Origin of the sequence: Sphingobacterium sp. Lzh-3 (genome assembly GCF_046764375.1) — a bacterium.
Classification (GTDB): domain Bacteria; phylum Bacteroidota; class Bacteroidia; order Sphingobacteriales; family Sphingobacteriaceae; genus Sphingobacterium.
Map to the genome: position 1 here is coordinate 3,680,653 of NZ_CP177226.1, position 20,876 is coordinate 3,701,528.

17 protein-coding genes and 3 tRNA genes are annotated in these 20,876 nt (G+C 41.4%); 13 read left to right on the top strand and 7 right to left on the bottom strand.

Going from position 1 to position 20,876, the window contains the following annotated elements; all coding sequences use genetic code 11:
- Window positions 1-8: 8 nt before the first annotated feature.
- From glmS to ACLCDV_RS15560, 6 genes are all read right to left on the bottom strand, one after another.
- Window positions 9-1,850, bottom strand: a complete 1,842-nt coding sequence (gene glmS / locus ACLCDV_RS15535; protein WP_201668914.1) for a glutamine--fructose-6-phosphate transaminase (isomerizing) — start codon at window positions 1,848-1,850, stop codon at window positions 9-11.
- A 150-nt stretch (window positions 1,851-2,000) separates the two neighbouring features.
- Window positions 2,001-5,183, bottom strand: coding sequence for an efflux RND transporter permease subunit (locus ACLCDV_RS15540; protein ID WP_411971577.1), 3,183 nt, complete (start codon window positions 5,181-5,183; stop codon window positions 2,001-2,003).
- 64 nt (window positions 5,184-5,247) lie between these two features.
- The gene (locus tag ACLCDV_RS15545; RefSeq protein WP_411971578.1) at window positions 5,248-6,303 is read right to left on the bottom strand and encodes an efflux RND transporter periplasmic adaptor subunit; all 1,056 of its coding nucleotides are present in this window, start codon (window positions 6,301-6,303) and stop codon (window positions 5,248-5,250) included.
- A gap of 14 nt (window positions 6,304-6,317) precedes the next feature.
- Window positions 6,318-7,664, bottom strand: a complete 1,347-nt coding sequence (locus ACLCDV_RS15550; RefSeq protein ID WP_411971579.1) for a TolC family protein — start codon at window positions 7,662-7,664, stop codon at window positions 6,318-6,320.
- A 28-nt stretch (window positions 7,665-7,692) separates the two neighbouring features.
- On the bottom strand, window positions 7,693-8,292 hold the full coding sequence (locus ACLCDV_RS15555) for a TetR/AcrR family transcriptional regulator (RefSeq protein ID WP_088161779.1): 600 nt from the start codon (window positions 8,290-8,292) through the stop codon (window positions 7,693-7,695).
- 169 nt (window positions 8,293-8,461) lie between these two features.
- On the bottom strand, window positions 8,462-9,133 hold the full coding sequence (locus ACLCDV_RS15560; RefSeq protein WP_075992906.1) for an NUDIX hydrolase: 672 nt from the start codon (window positions 9,131-9,133) through the stop codon (window positions 8,462-8,464).
- 185 nt (window positions 9,134-9,318) lie between these two features.
- Between ACLCDV_RS15560 and pfkA the strand changes: the two genes are divergently transcribed.
- The 13 genes from pfkA (at window position 9,319) to ACLCDV_RS15625 (ending at window position 20,399) form a co-directional block, all read left to right on the top strand.
- The gene (gene pfkA / locus ACLCDV_RS15565; protein WP_411973950.1) at window positions 9,319-10,296 is read left to right on the top strand and encodes a 6-phosphofructokinase; all 978 of its coding nucleotides are present in this window, start codon (window positions 9,319-9,321) and stop codon (window positions 10,294-10,296) included.
- 17 nt (window positions 10,297-10,313) lie between these two features.
- Window positions 10,314-11,165 carry a hypothetical protein gene (locus tag ACLCDV_RS15570; RefSeq protein ID WP_075992907.1) on the top strand — a complete coding sequence of 284 codons (852 nt, stop codon included), beginning with the start codon at window positions 10,314-10,316 and terminating at the stop codon, window positions 11,163-11,165.
- 4 nt (window positions 11,166-11,169) lie between these two features.
- Window positions 11,170-12,168: a type I glyceraldehyde-3-phosphate dehydrogenase gene (gene gap / locus ACLCDV_RS15575; RefSeq protein WP_293901653.1), complete on the top strand. Its 999-nt coding sequence runs from the start codon at window positions 11,170-11,172 to the stop codon at window positions 12,166-12,168.
- 175 nt (window positions 12,169-12,343) lie between these two features.
- Window positions 12,344-12,419 (top strand) — tRNA-Phe (locus ACLCDV_RS15580).
- 50 nt (window positions 12,420-12,469) lie between these two features.
- Window positions 12,470-12,542 (top strand) — tRNA-Gly (locus ACLCDV_RS15585).
- 5 nt (window positions 12,543-12,547) lie between these two features.
- A tRNA-Leu gene (locus tag ACLCDV_RS15590) sits at window positions 12,548-12,632 on the top strand.
- A gap of 190 nt (window positions 12,633-12,822) precedes the next feature.
- Complete coding sequence (locus ACLCDV_RS15595; RefSeq protein ID WP_075992909.1) at window positions 12,823-13,152, top strand: ArsR/SmtB family transcription factor; 330 nt, start codon at window positions 12,823-12,825, stop codon at window positions 13,150-13,152.
- Between the two features lie 39 nt (window positions 13,153-13,191).
- Window positions 13,192-13,761: a DUF6428 family protein gene (locus tag ACLCDV_RS15600; protein WP_317665994.1), complete on the top strand. Its 570-nt coding sequence runs from the start codon at window positions 13,192-13,194 to the stop codon at window positions 13,759-13,761.
- Between the two features lie 15 nt (window positions 13,762-13,776).
- Window positions 13,777-14,196 (top strand): arsenate reductase ArsC, encoded by a 420-nt coding sequence (locus ACLCDV_RS15605; protein WP_075992911.1) that lies wholly within the window; start codon window positions 13,777-13,779, stop codon window positions 14,194-14,196.
- A 22-nt stretch (window positions 14,197-14,218) separates the two neighbouring features.
- A complete protein-coding gene (gene arsB, locus ACLCDV_RS15610) occupies window positions 14,219-15,292 on the top strand; it encodes an ACR3 family arsenite efflux transporter (protein ID WP_411971580.1) in 1,074 nt (357 codons plus the stop codon).
- A gap of 45 nt (window positions 15,293-15,337) precedes the next feature.
- The gene (locus ACLCDV_RS15615) at window positions 15,338-16,246 is read left to right on the top strand and encodes an SMP-30/gluconolactonase/LRE family protein (protein WP_411971581.1); all 909 of its coding nucleotides are present in this window, start codon (window positions 15,338-15,340) and stop codon (window positions 16,244-16,246) included.
- 74 nt (window positions 16,247-16,320) lie between these two features.
- Window positions 16,321-19,002, top strand: a complete 2,682-nt coding sequence (locus tag ACLCDV_RS15620) for a DUF6493 family protein (RefSeq protein WP_411971582.1) — start codon at window positions 16,321-16,323, stop codon at window positions 19,000-19,002.
- On the top strand, window positions 18,999-20,399 hold the full coding sequence (locus tag ACLCDV_RS15625) for an SWIM zinc finger family protein (protein ID WP_411971583.1): 1,401 nt from the start codon (window positions 18,999-19,001) through the stop codon (window positions 20,397-20,399). Before ACLCDV_RS15620 ends, ACLCDV_RS15625 begins: the two co-directional genes overlap by 4 nt.
- Window positions 20,400-20,414: 15 nt before the next feature.
- On the opposite strand, the gene ACLCDV_RS15630 is transcribed toward ACLCDV_RS15625, so the two are convergent.
- Complete coding sequence (locus tag ACLCDV_RS15630; protein WP_411971584.1) at window positions 20,415-20,870, bottom strand: hypothetical protein; 456 nt, start codon at window positions 20,868-20,870, stop codon at window positions 20,415-20,417.
- Window positions 20,871-20,876 lie beyond the last annotated feature (6 nt).

Below are 20,876 nucleotides of genomic sequence, written 5' to 3' on the forward strand. Positions count from 1 at the left end.
CGGCCTCCTTACTCTACAGTTACCGACTTCGCCAGGTTACGTGGTTTGTCCACATCCAAGCCTAGCTCTACACCAATATAATACGATAGCAGTTGCAATGGTACAACCGAAATCAATGGAGCAATGATCTCATCGGCCTCCGGAATTTCCATAAAATCATCCGATAGATTTTCTGAAACAGCATCGCCTTTGGTAACCACCGATATAATCTTTCCTTTACGCGCTTTGATCTCCTGAATATTTGAAACAATCTTCTCGTGATAAGCATCTTTTGTAGCGATAAAAACAACCGGCAAGTTCTCGTCAACCAATGCGATAGGACCATGTTTCATTTCTGCTGCAGGATAACCTTCGGCATGGATATAGGAAATTTCCTTGAGTTTAAGCGCACCTTCCAGTGCAACCGGGAAATTATACCCCCTACCCAAGAAAAGAAAGTCTCGGGCATCTTTGTACTTTTTGGCAATGGCTTTGATTTTATCAACCTGCGTATCCAAAATCCACTCGACCTTCTCAGGCACCTCGTTTAATTCCTGTGCAAGTTTTTGATAACGTTCTTCGCTGATCGAACCTCTCAAAGAAGCAATCTTTAAGGCGATCAGGTTCAATACAGTCAACTGTGCCGTAAAAGCTTTTGTACTCGCCACACCGATTTCTGGTCCAGCATGTGTATAGGCACCTGCATCCGAAAGTCGGGCGATAGAAGATCCGACAACATTGACAACACCCAATATGATAGCGCCTTGTTTTTTTGCATTTTCCAATGCAACCAATGTATCAGCCGTTTCACCACTTTGGGAAATCGCCAAGATAACATCCCCCGGATGAATAACCGGATTACGGTAGCGGAATTCCGACGCATATTCAACTTCTACATTAATACGGCATAATTCCTCAATAACATATTCTGCAATAAGTCCGGCATGCCAGCTCGTACCACAGGCAACAATCACAATGCGATTGGTATTGCTGATCTCATTCGCAAATTTTTCAATGCCACTCAATGTAATCTGATGGGATTGCAGATCCAGACGTCCACGCATGGAGTCAAAGATCGTTTGCGGTTGTTCGAAGATCTCTTTCAACATAAAGTGATCAAAGCCACCTTTTTCAATAGCCGACAACTCCAGATCCAATTTTTGGACATACGGTGTGATGCGCTCATTACCCAGATTTTTAAGGATCAACTCCTCCGGAGTGATAATGGCCAGTTCGTAGTCATTGATGTAAACAACTTCTTTGGTGTATGCTAGCATCGGGGAAGCATCTGAACCCAAAAAATGCTCATTTTTACCGATACCAATCACCAAAGGACTTCCTTTACGTGCTGCAATAATACGATCCGGATGACCTGCCTCCAATACAAGGATCACATAGGCCCCTACGACCCGTTTCAAAGCAATACGAATCGCTTCTTCTAAAGAGCATTCATTCTGCAATTGGATCTCTTCGATAAAGTTGACCAGAACCTCTGTATCGGTATCACTTTTAAATGTATAACCTTTATTGATTAATTCTGATTTTAAGGAAGCATAGTTTTCAATGATGCCATTATGAATCATCGCAATACGTCCGCTGTTGGAATAATGCGGATGTGCATTCCGATCAGAAGGTTCACCATGGGTAGCCCAACGGGTGTGGCCTATCCCTGTGGTCGACTGTAGATCTTTGCCATACACAAACTCCTCCAAGTTTGCGACTTTACCTGTTTTTTTGTAAACATCGATCTGCTCACCTTTATGCAGTGCCACTCCAGCACTGTCATAACCGCGGTATTCTAACTTTTGTAATCCGTCAATGACGATACCATACGCCTGACGATAACCTGTGTATCCTACAATTCCACACATGTATGTCTCAATTTTAAGTGTATATTTTGTTAATGCGCCGCAATGTAATAAAAAATATTTACGCAATCGATTGATTAACCTAAAATTAACACAAAAAAGGCGGTTAATGTTTTATTAGCCGCCTTTTTCTATTGCAAAATGTATTATTTTTTAGTGTTCTGCCACATCTACATGGTCATAATCTTCCTTCATCAAGGCTTCATAATTTGTTTTTTCCTTCTTGCCAAAACGACGTTGAAGACTGTCAAAAATGGAGTACACCACTGGTACAACAACCAGGGTTAAAAATAAAGAAGATAACAAACCACCGATGATAACAATCGCAAGACCTCTATTCATATCGGCACCGTCTCCAGTAGCGATTGCAATAGGAATCATACCAAATACCATGGCAATTGTCGTCATCAAAATCGGACGAAGACGTGCATGGTTGGCTGCCACCAATGCATCGTGCGTGTTATCACCAGCTTCCTTACGATGGTTGGCAAAATCAACCAGCATGATCGCATTCTTGGCCACCAGACCAATCAACATGATGATACCCAAAATCGTAAAGATATTCAAGGTCTGATTACCCAAAGCCAAGAATAACAGGGCTCCGATAAATGACAATGGAATGGAGAATAAGACCACGAATGGCGTGATAAAACTATCGTATAAAGCAACCATAACCAAATATACTAGGATAATAGATGCCAATAAGGCAATTCCCAAAGTACCAAAACCTTCGGTTTGATTTTCCATATTACCACCCCAGATAAAGACAATCCCCGGTTTACGCGGCAGTTTTTCAAACTGTGCCTGCCACTCTTGCGCTACGGTACCCATTGGTCTACCGATCGCTTGCCCCTGAATGGATACTGCCGGCGACTTGTCGCGACGTTCCAACAAAGTAGGTCCCGAGCCAAAAGTAACATTAGCGAATTGATCCAAAGAGATAGAGGCGCCCTGATTATTGATAAATTTCAGATCACGCACGTTGTCGATATTGGCACGGCCATTTTCCGCATAGCGGATATTGATATCATACTCATTATCGCCGGCTCTGTATTTGTTGTCCGTGTTTCCTGAAAATGCCGTTTGCATCGTCATACCCACAGTAGAGACATTCAATCCCAAAGACGTCATTTTATCACGGTCGATCTTCACATTGATCTCGGGGTTACCCGCTTCAGAAGTCAATTTGACACCCGCTGCTCCAGGGATCTTACGCAATTGATCTGCCGCCTTCTCCGCAAATTCCTGCGCATCTTCGACAGAAGCACCGATAATGGTCAGCTTTAGTGGTGCCTGCTCCGCTCCCATGATACCCACATTGACGGTTTTGATTTTTGCACCGATCAATTTATTTTCCAGTTCACGCTTTAATGTCGCTGAATATACCTGTGAGTTGCCTTCAAAGTTTTCTTTGTCGAGGATCACGTGGATCTCCGATTTGTAACGTGAACCCGTTGTCGAGGCCATACCATCCGAAGACTGTCCTACTGTCGTAATAATTTCTTTGACATCGGGTTTCGATTTAATATAAGCCTCCGCTTTCTGCGTCAATAAGTTGGTCTTCTCCAGGGAAGCATCTTTATCGAGTTCCAACTGGATAAAAAACTCCTTACGGTCGATACTCGGGAAGAAATCCGAACCGATATAACCTTTAGCGATCAGGATAAATGATGCAAAAAGTAAACCGATTGCTAAAAATAAAGTTGCTAGCTTGGTTTTCCAGGTTCTTAAGGCCCAAACTAACAATCCTGCCACCCAATGTGTAAAGCTGTTCAAACCGCTTTCAAAACCATGAATAATACGGCCAAAGAAAGAAGTTTTGCTCAAGTGCTCCAATTTACCGAAACGCGAGTATAACCAAGGCACTACCGTAAATGACACCAATAAGGATAATAAAGTCGAGATGATTACAGTCACACAGAATTGTGCCAGGATATTGGCCACCAAGCCCGTAGACATCGCGATCGGTAGGAACACCACCACAATAACTAAGGTGATCGCCGTTACCGTAAATCCAATTTCCGAAGCACCATCAAATGCCGCACGCACCTTGTTTTTACCCATCTCCATGTGACGGTGAATATTCTCGATAACAACGATCGCATCATCCACGAGGATACCTACCACCAGAGATAAACCTAATAAAGACATCAAGTTCAGGGTATAGCCCATTAAAAGCAAACCAATAAAGGTAGCAATCAAAGATAAAGGAATCGCCACCATTGTGATCGCCGCATTACGTAAACTCTGCAAGAAGAACAACATGATAAAGCCCACCAATGCAATGGCAATCATTAAGTCGTGGATCACGTTGTCGGCCGCATTCAATGTAAATTCTGAAGAGTCATTGGCCACCAAAATTTTAATATTCTGTGCCGCATAATCCTTCTCTACACCGCTAATTACTTTTCCGTTTTTATCGTGTACAGCAATCGTTTTCTTGACTGCTTCGGACACCGCTACCGCATTTGCATCAGACTGTTTAAAGACCTGCAATAAGATTGTATTCTGACGGTCCAGACGAGCTACTTTTTCAATCTCTTTGATACCATCCCGTACATCGGCGATATCGCGCAGATAGATCTGCACCCCTGCCGGCGTTGTGATCGGGAGGTTACGCAGCTCCTCGATCGAAGTTACTTTACCCGAAAGACGGATGGTTGTGCGGTTATCGCGGGTACTTACGTTACCTGTCGGGAAATCGAGATTGGATGCAGCTACTATTTGCTGTACCTGAGAAATTGTCAGTCCATAACCTTCAATTTTCTTCGGATCTACAGAGATCTGGATTTCACGTTCCTCACCACCGATCAGGTCTACTTTTGCAACACCATTGATCCGCGCAAAGACCGGTTGGATTTTATTATCCAAAAGATCATAGAGTTCTTTTTCCGATAAGTTGGACGTGACGGCCAAACTCATGATGGCCACATCATCCAGGGAGAATTTGGAGAGTGAAGGTGTCTTTACATCATCCGGCAAATCGTTGATAACGGCATTGATTTTCCGTTGAGCATCGGTAAGCAGGAAGTTGACATCCGCACCGTTGTTGAGGGTAATCATGACAATCGACACGCCTTCCAATGAAGTAGACTCCACCTTTTTGATACTTTCCAGGGATGAAATGGCATCCTCTATTTTTTTGGTCACCGAACTTTCAACCTCTGCAGGTGAAGCTCCCGGATAGACCGTCTGTACCGTAATGACGTTAATTTCAAATTTAGGGACCAATTCATAGCCCAATCGCGTATAAGAAAACAACCCGCCTAATGTCAGTATTATAAATAATACGATAATTATACTGGGGCGTTTTATCGATATTTCGGTAATTTTCATTCGAATAATTTATTTTTAATAGCCATGCAACCGGGGCTGCATCTGCTACTGATTACAGTATGCTCTATTTAATAATCTCTACAGGGCTTTGGTCAAATAGATTGATCTGACCCGAAACAATCACCTGATCGCCATTTTGCAAACCACCTAAGATCTCGATGTAATCACCAAAGTTTCTACCCGATTTGACATTTGTTTCGATTGCTTTACCGTTTTTCAGCACAAAGATTTTGTTGTCGCTCACACTCCCCACAAAAGCGTTACGTGGTACGATCAATGTATTGCTGGCAACACCTTCGCCGAAGATGGCCGTGCCATACATACCTGCACGCAATTGGTTCGATGCATTATTTACCTCGATTTCCACCGGAAAATTTAAACTACCGTCCGATTTAGGTGCGATAAAGGTTACTTTACCGGTAAAGCGTTGGTCTGCATACACACTCGCTGTTACATCAACAGACTGACCGATCTTTAGGGTCGCTACATTCTTTTCGTCTACATTGACACGCAATTTCAAGGTGGCAACATTCACAATATCAAAGGCTGCAGCACCGACATTCAGGTAAGTCCCCGGTTCGATTTTACGTGAATTGACGATACCCGATACCGACGTTTTTATGGTTACATCGCCAGCATTTAATTTAGACGCTTTTAAGTTATTTTTCGCATTCTCAAATTGCAATTTCACCTGGTCTAACTGTTGTTTGGTTACACCTCCCGTAGAAAAAGCACTTTCAAAGCGGTGCAGATCAGCCTGGGCATTGGTATATGCCGCTTGCGCATTCGCCACGTTCACATTCAGTTTATCACCCTCGATGATTGCCAAAGTCTGTCCCGCACTCACATGAGAACCCTCATCAACCAATACTTTCACTACCCGGCCGGCAGTTTCAGCAGAAACAGTTACCTCCTGTTTTGGCGAGAATGTACCATTTGCCGTATAGCGTAAGTCCATGGAAGAAACTTTCGCTGTATCGATACGTACGGCGATCGCTGCATTTTTCTTGGCTACTTCCGCTGTTTCGGCTTCGTTTTTCTTTTTATTCTTATTTAACACAAAAAATATTCCTGCTAGACCAGCAGCAATAATAAGTAGGGTAATAATTCCGCGTTTCATATTGTATTAGTCAATTATTCGTTAATGAGTGATTTAAGTTTTCCATTTGCTTTGATCAACTGAACTTCAGCAATCTTATAATCCAGCAAGGAAGTATTTAAATTATTTTGCGCATCTGCATAAGCGTTTTCTGCATCCAAAAGATCAGTCAATGTCGCTAGACCATTTTTATAGTTGTTGTTTGTATCTTCCAATACCGATTTCGCCAAATCCACATTTTTACGATTCGACTCGATCGTCAACAAGGAATTTTTGATCTGAACCTTTGAGTTCTCTGCAGCCATACTTAAGGCCAGTTTTGTATCAGCGATATCCACCTGCAACTTATCAATATCAATTTGTGCCTGACGGACCTTTGATTTTGTCAAGAAACCATTGAAAATAGGAATAGATAAATTCAAGCCTACACCGTTATAGCTGTTCCATTTAACCCCCTCATTTTTACTAAAAATTGGAAAAACCGGTCCCATTCCTGTGTAACCATAATTGGCAGTCAAAGATAAGGTTGGATAATATTTAGATATTTCGGCCTTTTTATTTAATTCTAGCAATTCATTTTGCTTAGCTAGCACCTGGATCTCAGTTCTATTCGAAACATCTAGTGGATCATAAACGGCATCCAGTTTTACAGTTTCAAAAGTTGAAGTAGGCATCACAATCTTTTCGGACATAGACATACCAATTACAAATTTCAATGCATTTTCCTTCAATTCCACTGCATTAATAAGCTGTTGTCTGGAAGCTTTCAAATTTGTCACAGCAACGTTTGTACGATCCAAATCAATTTTTTTCGCTAATCCATTTTTAAACAAGCCTTCGATAACATCCCTGGTTTTTGTTGTGCTCTCCAAGTTGTTATCTACCGTTTTCAATTGCAATTTGGACTGATAAACATCATAATAACTATTGGCCACCTTCTCGATCAGTTGTTCATCCGTCAATGTTTTGTTGATGACATAAAACTCACGTGTAGTCTTAGCGGCTTTCAATCCTGTAAATACCGTTTGGTTAAACAGTTGTTGATTCAAACTTATTGCATTCGAAGATTGCCATTTTTGACCAAACTCTATAAAAGTTGTTGATGATTTACCTGTTTCGGCATCTGTCATCGTAATAGCACTCTTTTGAATTTTTGGGTTAAGATTCAACGAACTCGTTAAATTCACCTGAGGCAACGCACTAGATCTGACTTCCGCGATTTTATACTCGGCATTTACGACATCGAGACCTGCCTTTTTCGCATCAGCTTTATTCTGCAAAGCAAATTTAATCGCATCACTTAAGCTCAATTGTTGCTGTGCATGACTCTGGAAAACCATCGTACCTAATAAAAGGCTGGCTAGTATTCTGATTGTTTTCATTCCTAATTTATTTGTCCTAATTTTATATCTACTTTTTATTTATACCATTAAAAAACAGCTTGGTAGCCAGCTTTTGTTTTTGCAATACTTCATCAAACCGATCCTGATTTGGAATCCCCGAAATGATATCGGAAATATTGCACATCAAGGATAAGCTCTTCATCAATTCCACATAGATTTCGGCTGTTTCATAGAGATGCTCCCCATCGATTTCACCTTTTTCGGCACCGATCTGAAGGATCTCAAACAAGGCTTTCACATCGCGGTCGTGGAGACATTGAAAAAAATCCTGCATGGAAAGTCCCTTGATCCATTCCAGATTTTCGTTCATGTGCAACATATAGTATTTACGGACGAATGCATCGCGCAGTTCCAGTATTTTCATGATCAGCTCGTAAGTGGTACCCACGTGCACAGCCACCATCTTCTCCTCCTCTTCCCTATATTCATCCGTCAAACGCACAATCACATCCCGTATAAGTGCATTCTTTTCCGAATAATAGTAGTATAAATTCGCTTTGGTAATTTTTATATCCTCCGCAATTTCATTCATTGTAGTCTTACTAAAACCGTAATGCATAAAGCGTCTTATCGCCGCATGAATGATTTGATCTTTTCTATCTTCCATTCTTCAAAAAACTCCTTTCTACTTTCTGACTTTTATCAAAAATTGTTCAAAAATATAAAAAGTAACATGTTGGGCAAAATAAATTTTGAAATTGTAATAATTTTGATATTAAACTGACAACAAAAAAGGCAAACTCTCGAGTTTGCCTTATGTTATACGAACAGATCTATTAGAATGCGACCGTGTTCTGAAAATGTTTTAAGAATTTTCGTTTATCCAGTTTATAGAGCCGTGCTGCACGATAGGCAACTCCGGTCTGCACTTCGTCAAGCTCTTTTAGAAAGCCATAATTCTGCATTTTCTTTCTAAAATTGCGTTTATCGAGTGGTTTATTCAAGATTCCCTCATACACCAGCTGTAACTGGGTGAGGGTAAATTTTTCGGGTAGCAGCTCAAAAGCAATCGGCTTATAAGCAAGGCGCCGCTGCAATCTTTCTAGACAGAGGTCCAAAATCTGCTTATGGTCAAATGCCAGTTCAGGTACATTTCGAACGGGAAACCATTTCGCCTGTTTCATATAGTTTGTAACAGGCTTGGTTTTCAATTTGGTATTATCCAGCTGCACAAGGGCGTAATAGGCCACCGTCAGAATGCGCCCCTTTGGGTGCCTTTTTAAGCCCGCAAAGGAATGCAGCTGATCCATAAATACATCTTTCAAACCTGTATTCTCATACAAAATTCGTTTTACGGCATCTTCCATCTCTTCGTCATTATCCACGAAAAAACCTGGCAATGCCCACCAATCCTTAAAAGGATATTCATTTCTTTCGGCCAAAAGAACTTTTAATTCTCCTTCGTGAAAGCCTAATATGACACAGTCAACGGTAAAATTACTATACAAAACTTCTAAATTTATTTATGTGCAATATACTGAGCTAAATTTAGCGGTTACTAATCATCGGGTTATCTGTAACAATTATACGCTTCCTAAACGTGATGCGCAAAAAAATATTGAAAAATTTATTCAAAGTGTAGAATATACACTATAAAAATCTTATATTCGTAAAACCTAAAATATAGCGTGTGATAAAAGAAATTAAAAAAATAGGTGTGTTAACGTCAGGAGGTGATGCTCCTGGTATGAATGCCTGTATTCGTGCTGTTGTTCGAACAGCATTATATAAGGGATTGCAAGTAACGGGTATTTATCAAGGATACCAAGGTCTGATCGATGCAAATTTCATAGAAATGGATACGCGTTCGGTCAGCAATATTATACAACGTGGAGGTACGATATTAAAAACAGCGCGTTGTATGGAGTTCAAGACGCCGGAAGGCCGTCGAAAAGGATATGACAACCTGATCGCTGCCGGTGTGGATGCATTGGTGGTTATTGGTGGTGACGGTACCTTTACAGGGGCTAATTTTTTCTCCAAAGAATTCGAGATACCTATTATAGGTATACCCGGTACGATAGACAACGACCTTTACGGTTCTGATTATACCATCGGTTACGATACGGCCAACAATACAGTCATTGAAGCTATTGATAAAATCAGAGATACTGCGGCTTCGCATGAACGCCTTTTCTTTGTTGAAGTGATGGGAAGAGATTCAGGCTGTATAGCTTTGAATGCAGGTATTGCCGGCGGAGCCGAAGCAATCTTACTTCCAGAGAAAGAAACTGCCATTGACGACCTCATCCGCCATTTGGAAGACGGTGCCATTAAGAAGAAATCGTCGTCTATTGTTATTGTTGCAGAGGGCGATCAAAATGGCGGTGCTTATTACGTTGCAAAAAAAGTAAAAGAAAAGTTTGATCATTACGACACGAAAGTTAGTATATTAGGGCATTTGCAACGAGGTGGTGCTCCGACGAGTTTCGACCGCGTGCTTGCGAGTAGATTGGGCTTTGCCGCTGTCAATGAATTATTAGCAGGAAATACACGAGTTACTGTTGGGCTTCGTGGTAATGAAATCAAGACAACTCCAATTGAAGAAGCAATCAGCAATAAGGAAATTAAACTTAGCCCTGATTTATTGGAAATGGCTGAGATTTTATAATCATTAATTGAACAGACATGATAGCAGTAGTATATAGTGGATCTCGATTTTCAGACTGGCGATTGGCCGATAAAGGTCGGATTACCACGGGGTTTCGCATGAACGGGATCAATCCTTATCTTCAAGATGAGCGCTCCATACTACAGCATTTGCATAAAAACACCAACCTGATCAACAACGCCGAAAAAATCAGACGGATCTATTTTTTTGGAGCAGGATCTTCGTCGAAGGAACGTAAGGATAAAATAAAGAACGTCCTCGAACGTTTTTTCGTCAATGCGCGCGTACGGGTTGATCATGATGTCATTGCTTCGGCAATTTCCACTTTCGGCGACGAAAGAGGAATCATTGGTATCATTGGGAGTGGATCAAATGCAGCTTATTATACAGGGAAAAAAATCATTGACAATAACTATGGTCTAGGTTATATTCTGGCCGATGAGGGGGCGACAAACTGGAATAGCCAGCAGTTACTCAAACATTATATGACGGATACCTTACCTGTTGATCTGCGGGACAAATTGGAAAGAGAATTTAACATCGATAAGAAAACCATTTTGGAAAGGGTGTATATTTCCCCACAACCGACAAATTTTCTGAATTCATTTACCGACTTTGTCCTCGAAAATAAAGATCATCTATTCATTAGTCAATTGGTTAAAAATGGGCTTCGCACGTTTATAAAAACCTACATCAAGCCCTTAATGAAAGAATATCCGGACAGTGACGTAAACTTTACGGGTTCAGTAGCGTTTAATTATGAGCACTTGCTTCGGGAAGTTGCCACAGACGAATTTAATATCAGTATTGGTACTGTTGTAAAAGAACCGATACATAATTTAATTAAATATTATATCAATAAAAATTAAGAATATGAAAATTGGAATTAACGGATTTGGCCGTATTGGTCGTTTAGCGTTTAGAGCGGCTATCAATCGTCCAGAAATTGAAATTGTTGGTATCAATGACTTAGTTGAACCAGATTATATGGCTTATATGTTGAAATATGATTCAACACATGGCAAATTTGACGGTTCTGTAGAAGTAAAAGACGGTAATTTGGTTGTTAACGGAAAAACTATCCGTGTTACAGCTGAGAAAGATCCTGCAAACTTGAAATGGAATGAAGTAGGTGCTGAAGTAATCATCGAATCTACAGGTTTCTTCTTGACTCAAGAGTTGGCTCAAAAACACATCGATGCAGGTGCTAAAAAAGTAGTGATGTCTGCTCCAGCGAAAGACGACACCCCTACTTTCGTAATGGGTGTAAACCACAAAGAATTGAAAGCTGATCAAAACATCGTTTCAAACGCTTCATGTACTACAAACTGTTTAGCGCCTATCGCTAAAGTATTAAACGATAAATTTGGTATCGTTGAAGGTTTGATGACAACAGTACACGCGGTTACAGCAACACAAAAAACTGTAGACGGTCCTTCAGTAAAAGACTGGAGAGGTGGTCGTGGTGCATACCAAAACATCATCCCTTCATCTACGGGTGCTGCAAAAGCAGTAGGTTTGGTTCTTCCAGAATTGAAAGGTAAATTGACAGGTATGTCATTGCGCGTTCCTACAGCAGACGTTTCAGTTGTTGACTTAACAGTACGTTTGAACAAAGGTGCTTCATATGAAGAAATCAAAACTGCCATGAAAGAAGCTTCTGAAGGCGAATTGAAAGGTATCTTAGGTTATACTGAAGACGAAGTTGTTTCTTCAGATTTCTTAGGTGATGCACGTACATCAATCTTCGATGCAAAAGCAGGAATTTCATTGAATGATAACTTCGTTAAAGTTGTATCTTGGTATGACAACGAATGGGGATATTCAAACAAAATCGTTGACTTGGTATTAGAAGTTGGTAAATTGTCTTAATCAACTCGACCAATATCCTATAAAGGGGCTATTCGTGTAGAATTGCCCCTTATTTTTTTTCCTTAAAAATCAGTAGGTTGGCGTTTAAACGCAAAAAAAAGCACTTTTAGCTTTCGTAATTCAAATAATCCGTCTATATTTGCATCATCAATAAGGCAGACAGCTAAATTGAAAAGGTGCCATAGCTCAGTTGGTAGAGCAAAGGACTGAAAATCCTTGTGTCGCTGGTTCGAATCCAGCTGGCACCACCAAAAAGGAAGAACGCAAGGTTCTGACAAATTGAAAGAATAATAATTCCAATGCGAAAATAGCTCAGTTGGTAGAGCACAACCTTGCCAAGGTTGGGGTCGCGAGTTCGAATCTCGTTTTTCGCTCACCTGCCTAGGTGGTGGAACTGGTAGACACGCAGGACTTAAAATCCTGTTCCCGTTAAGGGAGTGCGGGTTCGATTCCCGCCCTAGGTACAAAAAGAGACGCCGAGTATCGGTTGTCTCTTTTTTTTTACACCAATATAACCCTTTGCTCCAAAAGTTGATATTAGGCCATTTCGAGTTCGATTTGAGCGCAATACTTCGATTAATATCATCGTAGCATAATTTTTATGTTTCCAATTTGGGATTTTAGAAAAATTAATCGTAATATTGCAATAACATTATGGGACTTACTAAGACAGAAATATTCACAGAAGAGCAGAATCAGCTCGCCACAATGCTCAAAGCGTTGGGCCATCCTGCCCGTATTGCGATCCTTCAATCCATCATCCGTGCAAATTCGTGTATCTGTGGTGATCTGGTTGAGGAACTAGGATTGGCACAGCCAACAATTTCCCAGCACCTTAAAGAATTGAAGAATGCGGGTATTATCCAGGGCACCATTGAGGGTGTACGGGTATGCTATTGCATTGAACCGAAAGCCTGGAAATTATTGAAAACAAACCTGGCAGCTTTCTTTGACTCTTATAAAGAGAACACAAACTGTTGCTAAAAAAATTTATATCAATTAATCGTTAAATTGCAATATAACATGAACAACTCCGCATTTATCAACTGGGAAACGTTTAAAACGCAGCTCCAGCAAAACCCGAATCAAATTTTACAATTTGAATATGCAGCAGGTAAATGGGTAGATCCCTCCTACCATATCACAGAAATCAAACAGGCTCCGATCGTATCCGTCGATTGTGGTGGCGTAATGAACTCCTGGACTGAAATCATTGTCCAACTATGGGAACCAAGGGAATCAGAAGAAGGCCGTGCAATGCAAGCAAGTAAAGCGATGTCTATCGTGGATATCGTTGAAAAGAAATTACCGCTTAATCCCAATGCTATTGTAAAAATTGAATTTGGCAACTCGCAGTTCGATACACGCCAAATGTATCCGGGTAATTTTACCGTGTCCGGACAAGATTTAATCGTTAACCTTACTCCAGATTATACCCAGTGCAAAGCCATTAACCGCGGGGGAAGTTGTGGCACCACGTCAGCTGGAGAAGAATGCTGCGCCCCCGTTGCCAAAGCCGAACCTGTAAAGCTGGAAATGGTTAATCTGGCTGCTGATGGCCCAGTTTGTAAACCTGGTGGCGGCTGCTGCTAATCAAGAACTTAAAAAATGGAAAAAATATTGGTACTCTGCACCGGCAACAGTTGCCGCAGCCAAATTGCAGAAGGATTTTTAAGACATTTCGCAGGTAGCCGAGCCGAGGTTTATAGCGCCGGCATAGAAACGCATGGCGTTAACCCTAAAGCCATTCAGGTTATGGCTGAAGCCGGCATTGATATCTCATCCCATACCTCTAATCATGTCAATGAGTATGCGGCAATAGACTTTGACTATGTAATTACGGTCTGTGATAATGCCAAAGAGAGTTGTCCATATTTTCCTTCAAGGGCTAAAAAACTACATTACAATTTCCCAGACCCGGCAAAAGCTACCGGGACGGAGGAAGAAGTTATGAATGAATTCAGAAGGGTACGTGATCTTATCAAAACATACAGTGCTGAATTTGTAGCGGAAAATCTCGATAAATAAACATACCCACTAACAAAAAAATATGTCAGCCAACAACTGCGCCCCAGCACATGAAAGGAAAAAATTGAGTTTCCTCGACCGATACCTTACCTTATGGATTTTCCTGGCGATGGTAATCGGAGTATCTATTGGATTCCTTTTCCCGTCTTCGTCTGATTTTATCAATTCTTTCTCCAGCGGCACCACCAATATTCCACTTGCCATTGGCCTGATCCTGATGATGTATCCACCACTTGCCAAGGTGAAATATGAAAATATGGGCAAGGTATTTAAGGACACAAAGATACTGGGGGCTTCCCTACTCCTGAACTGGATCATAGGGCCTATTTTAATGTTTATCCTAGCTATTGTATTTCTGCGGGACTACCCCGAATATATGATCGGCCTTATTCTTATCGGGCTAGCCCGCTGCATTGCAATGGTCGTTGTATGGAATGAGCTGGCAGAAGGAAACCGCGAATATGCTGCAGGACTCATCGCCCTCAATAGCATTTTTCAGGTTTTATTGTACAGCGTCTATGCTTATATCTTTATCACCGTTCTGCCCCCAGTATTTGGGATGAAAGGTATTGATGTCAATATTTCGATCGGTCAGATTGCGGAAAGTGTCGGAATTTATTTGGGCATTCCCTTTGCAATGGGCATAATCAGCCGTTATGGCCTGATTAAGTTAAATGGAAAAGAATGGTTCCAAAGCAAATTTGTACCGCTGATCTCTCCCATCACCTTAATCGCATTATTATTTACAATTGTTGTCATGTTCAGCCTGAAAGGTGAACTGATCGTTCAGATTCCTATGGACGTTGTCAGAATTGCGATTCCTTTGGTGATCTATTTTGCCATTATGTTCCTGGTGAGCTTTTTTATCGGTAAACGAATGGGCGCAGATTATTCCAAAAATGCAGCCATTTCTTTTACAGCTTCCGGTAATAATTTTGAGTTGGCTATTGCAGTTGCTATTGGCGTCTTCAGTATCAACAGTGGCCAGGCATTTGCCGGTGTTATAGGTCCACTCGTGGAAGTGCCCGCATTGATTGCCTTGGTCAATATAGCTTTTTGGTTAAGAAAGAAATATTACAAAGGCCAGGTGGTATAGCCCAAGAAAATTATTTATTGCCAGAAAATTGATAAATTAGTTGATATGTTCCATTCAGCTCATTCTCGCAGGCACTGGCCTACACTCCTGCTGTCCGTACTCTTCTCCTTAAATGGCTTAGACCTCAGCGCACAGTTGTTTCATCAGGACAGCTTAAAATTAATAGCCCGACAGTTTGCCTTTACCGAAGGGCCGGCAGTGGACAATACCGGAGACATCTATTTTACCGACCAGCCCAATAACAAAATCTGGAAATATACCACCAAAGGGCAACTTTCGCTTTTTAAAGATTCTGCAGGCCGCGCAAATGGACTTTACTTTAACCATCAGGGTCAGCTCCTTGCCTGTGCCGACGAAAAGAACGAGATCTGGTCAATCAGCAAAGATGGTCAGGTTACCGTCCTGCTGACCGCTATCGACGGAAAGAAACTGAATGGTCCAAATGATCTTTGGGCAGACAAGAAAGGGGGCATCTACTTTACAGACCCCTTTTATCTGCGCGATTATTGGACCCGGAAAAAGCCAGAAATAGCGGGGCAGAAAGTCTACTACCTTCCTCCAGGAAAAGCGAAAAAACCCATCGTAGTAGCTGATGATGTAAGCAAGCCGAACGGCATTGTCGGCTCGCCAGATGGAAGATACCTCTATGTCGCAGATATCGAACGGAATAAAACGTATAGGTACACCATTGAATCTGACGGCAAGCTCAGCGGACAGACAGCGCTTATCGATAAAGGATCTGACGGGATGACATTGGACCATCAAGGAAATATTTACCTGACAGGCAAAGGCGTCTTTATTTATAGTCCGACCGGTCTGCAGATCGGCCATATTGAAGTAAATGAACCATGGACATCCAATGTCTGTTTTGGGGGTAAAGATCGTACGGTTTTATTTATCACCGCTTCAACAGCCATCTATAAGATCCCCATGTATACCCAGGGAGTGGATTAATACCAACGAAAGAAAAAACATTTTTTATAGGAGCTCGTCAGATTTATGATATTTTTGAATGTTTAATTAACCGTATGAATAACCTCAAACAGTATATCAGAGACAAAAATTGGGTAGAAGTACTGAACCACTGTAAAGTGCTCAATCCCGATGAACGTGCAGCCACTATAGCATATTTACATGCCTTGGATATTGATCGCGATATTTTAGCAAAGGATGACGGTAGTTTTCAAGGCCCGGCACGACTTGATTTTTATGAGAACCGTCAACAGGTCTACGCCACGCTCAATTTTGCACTTATTGCCTGTACCCGCCAATTTGAGGATATCGCTAAAATTAAACGCTTAAATGGAACTTGGCAATTGTGCCCATTGAGGTCCTACTTAAGCAATCCAACCATCGGCGTAGAACCCTTAATGGCCTTTTATCGGCTTTTTCTGCCCGACTATCTGCACAAGATCGTTAAGGTTTCACAAAAGGAACGTTTCGACGGTATTGATTTCAAGGTACTATGGGCATTTTACCAACAAGGTTGGATCACTTTTGATGAAAGCTATTTTGTTGCTCGTTTGTTGACAGTAGATACGCATGACAGAAATACAGAAGAGGAGGCCGATTTTTTATTGAAAAATCCTGCGGTAATCGACAACGTATTTCTACAATTCCACCGCTATGAAATTCCAGTACTCGACCTTTCCAAATGGGAAGCACGTACGGGATATGTCTGTAAAAAAGTGACTGAGTATTGGACCGAAGTCATACAGATCATGCAGGAGAAGGGCTATGTATTTGACCGCGCTATTATTCCAGATTTAATAGAATCCTTACTCAATAACTGGAAGAAGCCACATTTAGATTGGCATATCCGACTTTTGGGCATATTTAATACAACACAACAGGATTATCTACAGCAACAACAGCTCTTGTTTTCGCTACTGAATACCGCGAATACAAGCCTCATTAATTTTTCGGTCAGACAGATCAAGACAATCTATAAAATGGAAGGTTTTGATGAAAATGGATTTATTGATCATGTGAATACTATTTTCCCAAAGGAGAAAATAGAAAAATCACTGCTGCTGTGCTTGGATATCCTCGAACACCTGCTGAAAAAAGAAGAATATAGATCGCTTGACATTTCCGCAGATCTATCCATGCTGTTACTCCAGACTGATTCAAAAGTACAGGAAAAAGGTGCCCAGCTTTTAGTAGAACGAGCTGATCCCGAAGTCCTGAAAGATCTCGTTGAACCCCACCGAAGTAATTTAAAACTTAAGACCCTCGAAATTCTCGGCTTGGCGCAGGCGACTCCCTTCGTGGCAGATACCGCCACGGCAGACCCCGCGTTTAAAGAGTTGGCAGAACAACTGGAGCAGGTCACGATTCCTTCAACTTGGGATGCTTTGTTATTTCAGATCGGTCATTTCATCAGAACGAAGTCTGCTCTAGATTTCGACCTTTTCCTCGAAGGGCTGAATCAGTTGCAGAACGATATCCCCAACGACTACAAAAAGCAATTGAAACCCTATTGCAAACAGCTGTTCAGTCGTTTTTGGGACATTGACTACATGCGCTCTTTCGCTGATTTTATGCATTATTGGATTGGCGAAGATAGCGGCGAAAAAACTGGCCATAAAAGTGATAGTATTCCCTTTGCACAGCATAAGCTAGATTGGATGCGACAAAAACTCGCCAGCAACAACAGCTTACCATTTCTGTCGACACCGAGTCACCTCCCCTTTTACGTGCATCCCAACGTACTGATAAAACGCCTACTCGCGTATGAACAAATAAAGGTTGCCATTGAAATAGAAGATCTAATCGTCGCCTGTAACAGATTGTTATATCAACAAACAGATGAAGAGACTATTCGTCTTGTAAAGACCTTAAAGGGAAATTACGCTTCTGCGATGCAGTACTTTCTGGGAGCTACAGACCAGGTTAGGCCCACAGCAGATGTATTGGCACTCTGGGGGCAGGTAACACGGATCAAACAGCCCGATCAGGTATTTCCGGAATTTGAACATACTTCAGCTAAAAGCTATCCCGCTGTCGTAAATCCATTTGAGATCACATTCGAAATTGTCGTCGACAAAAACGAATACGCAAGCTGGCGCAGAATGTTTCTGGAACACAACTGGAATTATACCTGGTGCAGACGGGAAGAAACCAAACATTACCCACCGTTATTCTATCATACAGCACCTTTTTCGAGGACATTTCGAGAAGCCATTGCCTTTCAACTCAGCTTAACACCTCAATACATTGGTCCGCTGTTATGCCGTTATATCCCAGACACCGCTTCAGGCAATGAAGTCCCGGAAATGGAAAACTGCCTATACCCGATGCAGTTCGTGATGGATAATCGCCTGGAGGTACGCGGCAGCGGATGGCTCTATATTGCTGTTTGTTTATTGTTTGAAAAGAAGATCTCGAGAGATCTGGCGACAGAATATGTGCAGTTTGCACTTTTAAATAAAAAACAGGATCTTTCCTACCTTGCTGGTATCATCGGTAGGCTACTTGCTGCCGGATATGCACCTGTTAACAGGTTTATCGAATATTTAGATCGCCCATTTGTAGCGCAGCAGATCAAAAAGTTCCAATTCGTATGTCTGGAAAAAACCTTGGAACATCTGGATGGCGAACGTCTCCCTGTAAACAGCAAGAAATTGGTCGCTCATTATGTTGAGGTTTCGGCCAAACTTCAAAGCGAAGTAAATCAGGTATTTTTAAGTAAAGTAAAACGCAAATGAATGTAGACTTTGATTATCAGTATCAGTATCAACATACTTCTACGATCGCTATGGGGAGTAAGGATAAATCGTTCATCCTGGCACATTGTTCTGAAATCGAACAGGACAATCAGGTTCCCTGCTTCTTTCATGGCAGCATTATCAATTCATTTGTTGCTTCAAAATGTTTAAGTACACTCGGTAAAACGGTACGTTCTCATTTTGCAATTAGCCCAGATCAGCGCGTCAATATGCGCGACCCGATCGTTTCTGTCGGTAATGGCCAGCTTCATTTTGAAGCATTTTCATCCTGCAATAGTGTTTACGCGCGCATTGACGTGCTGCAAACAGGAATTGACGGGGAGTTTATTCAAGCTGGCTGTACCAATGTTGATTTTAACGATGTAACGATCCGGGCTTTCAATACCGTTGGCCGCACCGATAAATTGATTGTAGGCGTTGGTTCCAATGAGCTTAAAGTCATCGCTGCGCGCGCAGAGACTACAGAGAAAAAAGTGAGTCTACCCGATCGCTGGATTAAAGGACTGGGCAATGTCCAAGTCTACTTATCGCAAATGGAACTTGCCTTTCAATTGAACAGAATTGAAGCCTTGCAGCTCTTTAAAGCTATACCTAAAAGCGCGGTTAAGCCCGAATACTTTTTATCTAAATCGGGCGATAGCTATACTTTTTCTGCCGTTGCCAAGCCAAACAGTTTAAAAATAGGTGGCATTCATCGGCTCAATCTAATCGAAAACCTCCTTATACATGTAGACAGTGTCTCATTCTATAAACACGAAGATCAGCAAAGTACAGCGGTAGTACTTGATTTTAAAGACATACAAATGCTGTTCCTACTTTCCGAAAGCGTCTATCGCGGTTTTTCTGGTGAAAGTAAGCATATCGAAAACCTGATTGTCCAACTGCCGGAAGAATGGATCTTGGGTATCAATAATTATTTTAAAACCAATGAGATTTTTCAACCTACGCTAGTTTCCATAGAGCATAACCTTCAGCTCGGCACCATGGAAACCATGCAAGCCTCATTATCCAGTATGGGATTATTGGGTTACGATTTGTGGAGCAACAATTATTTTTACAGAAAGCTTCCCTTCAAACTTTCACGCTTAAAACGCTTTAATCCAAGGTTGCAAAATGCCGTTAAGTTGATTGATGAAGATGCTGTGCTGCTCCTGCAACATGACAAAAATGGTATTAAGGCCGAAGTAAAAGGTAGTGCGAACCTGAGCCATATTGTCGTAGGTAAAGGGAATGATCTACAATGTACCTGTACCTGGTTTACGAACAACAGGACAAATAGGGGGCTCTGCAAACACATCCTGGCGGTAAAGATGAAGCTGAGAAGCCCATCGTACAATGGGCCTTCTTGTATACTCTCCCCTGATCCATGCGATTAAACAGGTTTTATTATTCTAGGGCTGCTGTTCTAAAGAAATAATGCGCTCTCCATTTCCCACACTGATGGCAAATTGCAAATTTCTGGTTTTATTTCCTTCGTTCCTTTTCAATGATATGCTGATTGACTTACTCGTTAACTTTTCAACGACAAACCATTCCGATTCGAACTTTCTGATATTTCCCACAGCACTATCGGCACCTATTGGAGCTGCATCACGCCAACACTTGACTTTGGGTTCCTTAAACTCGGTATGTTCTCCATTGATATAAAGTCCAAATTCATCAAACCACCAGGTTACATCATTTGCAGAGCTGATTACTGTATCTACAGAAGCATTTGAAAAGATGTGCGTATTATAATCAAATTTAGGTGCTTCGTATTCTCCTTCTACTTTTTTGCAAGATGCGATAAAAGAACAAATACTTGTTATACTTAGTATTATGTAAAGAAATTTAAGAGTCTTTTTCATTTATAA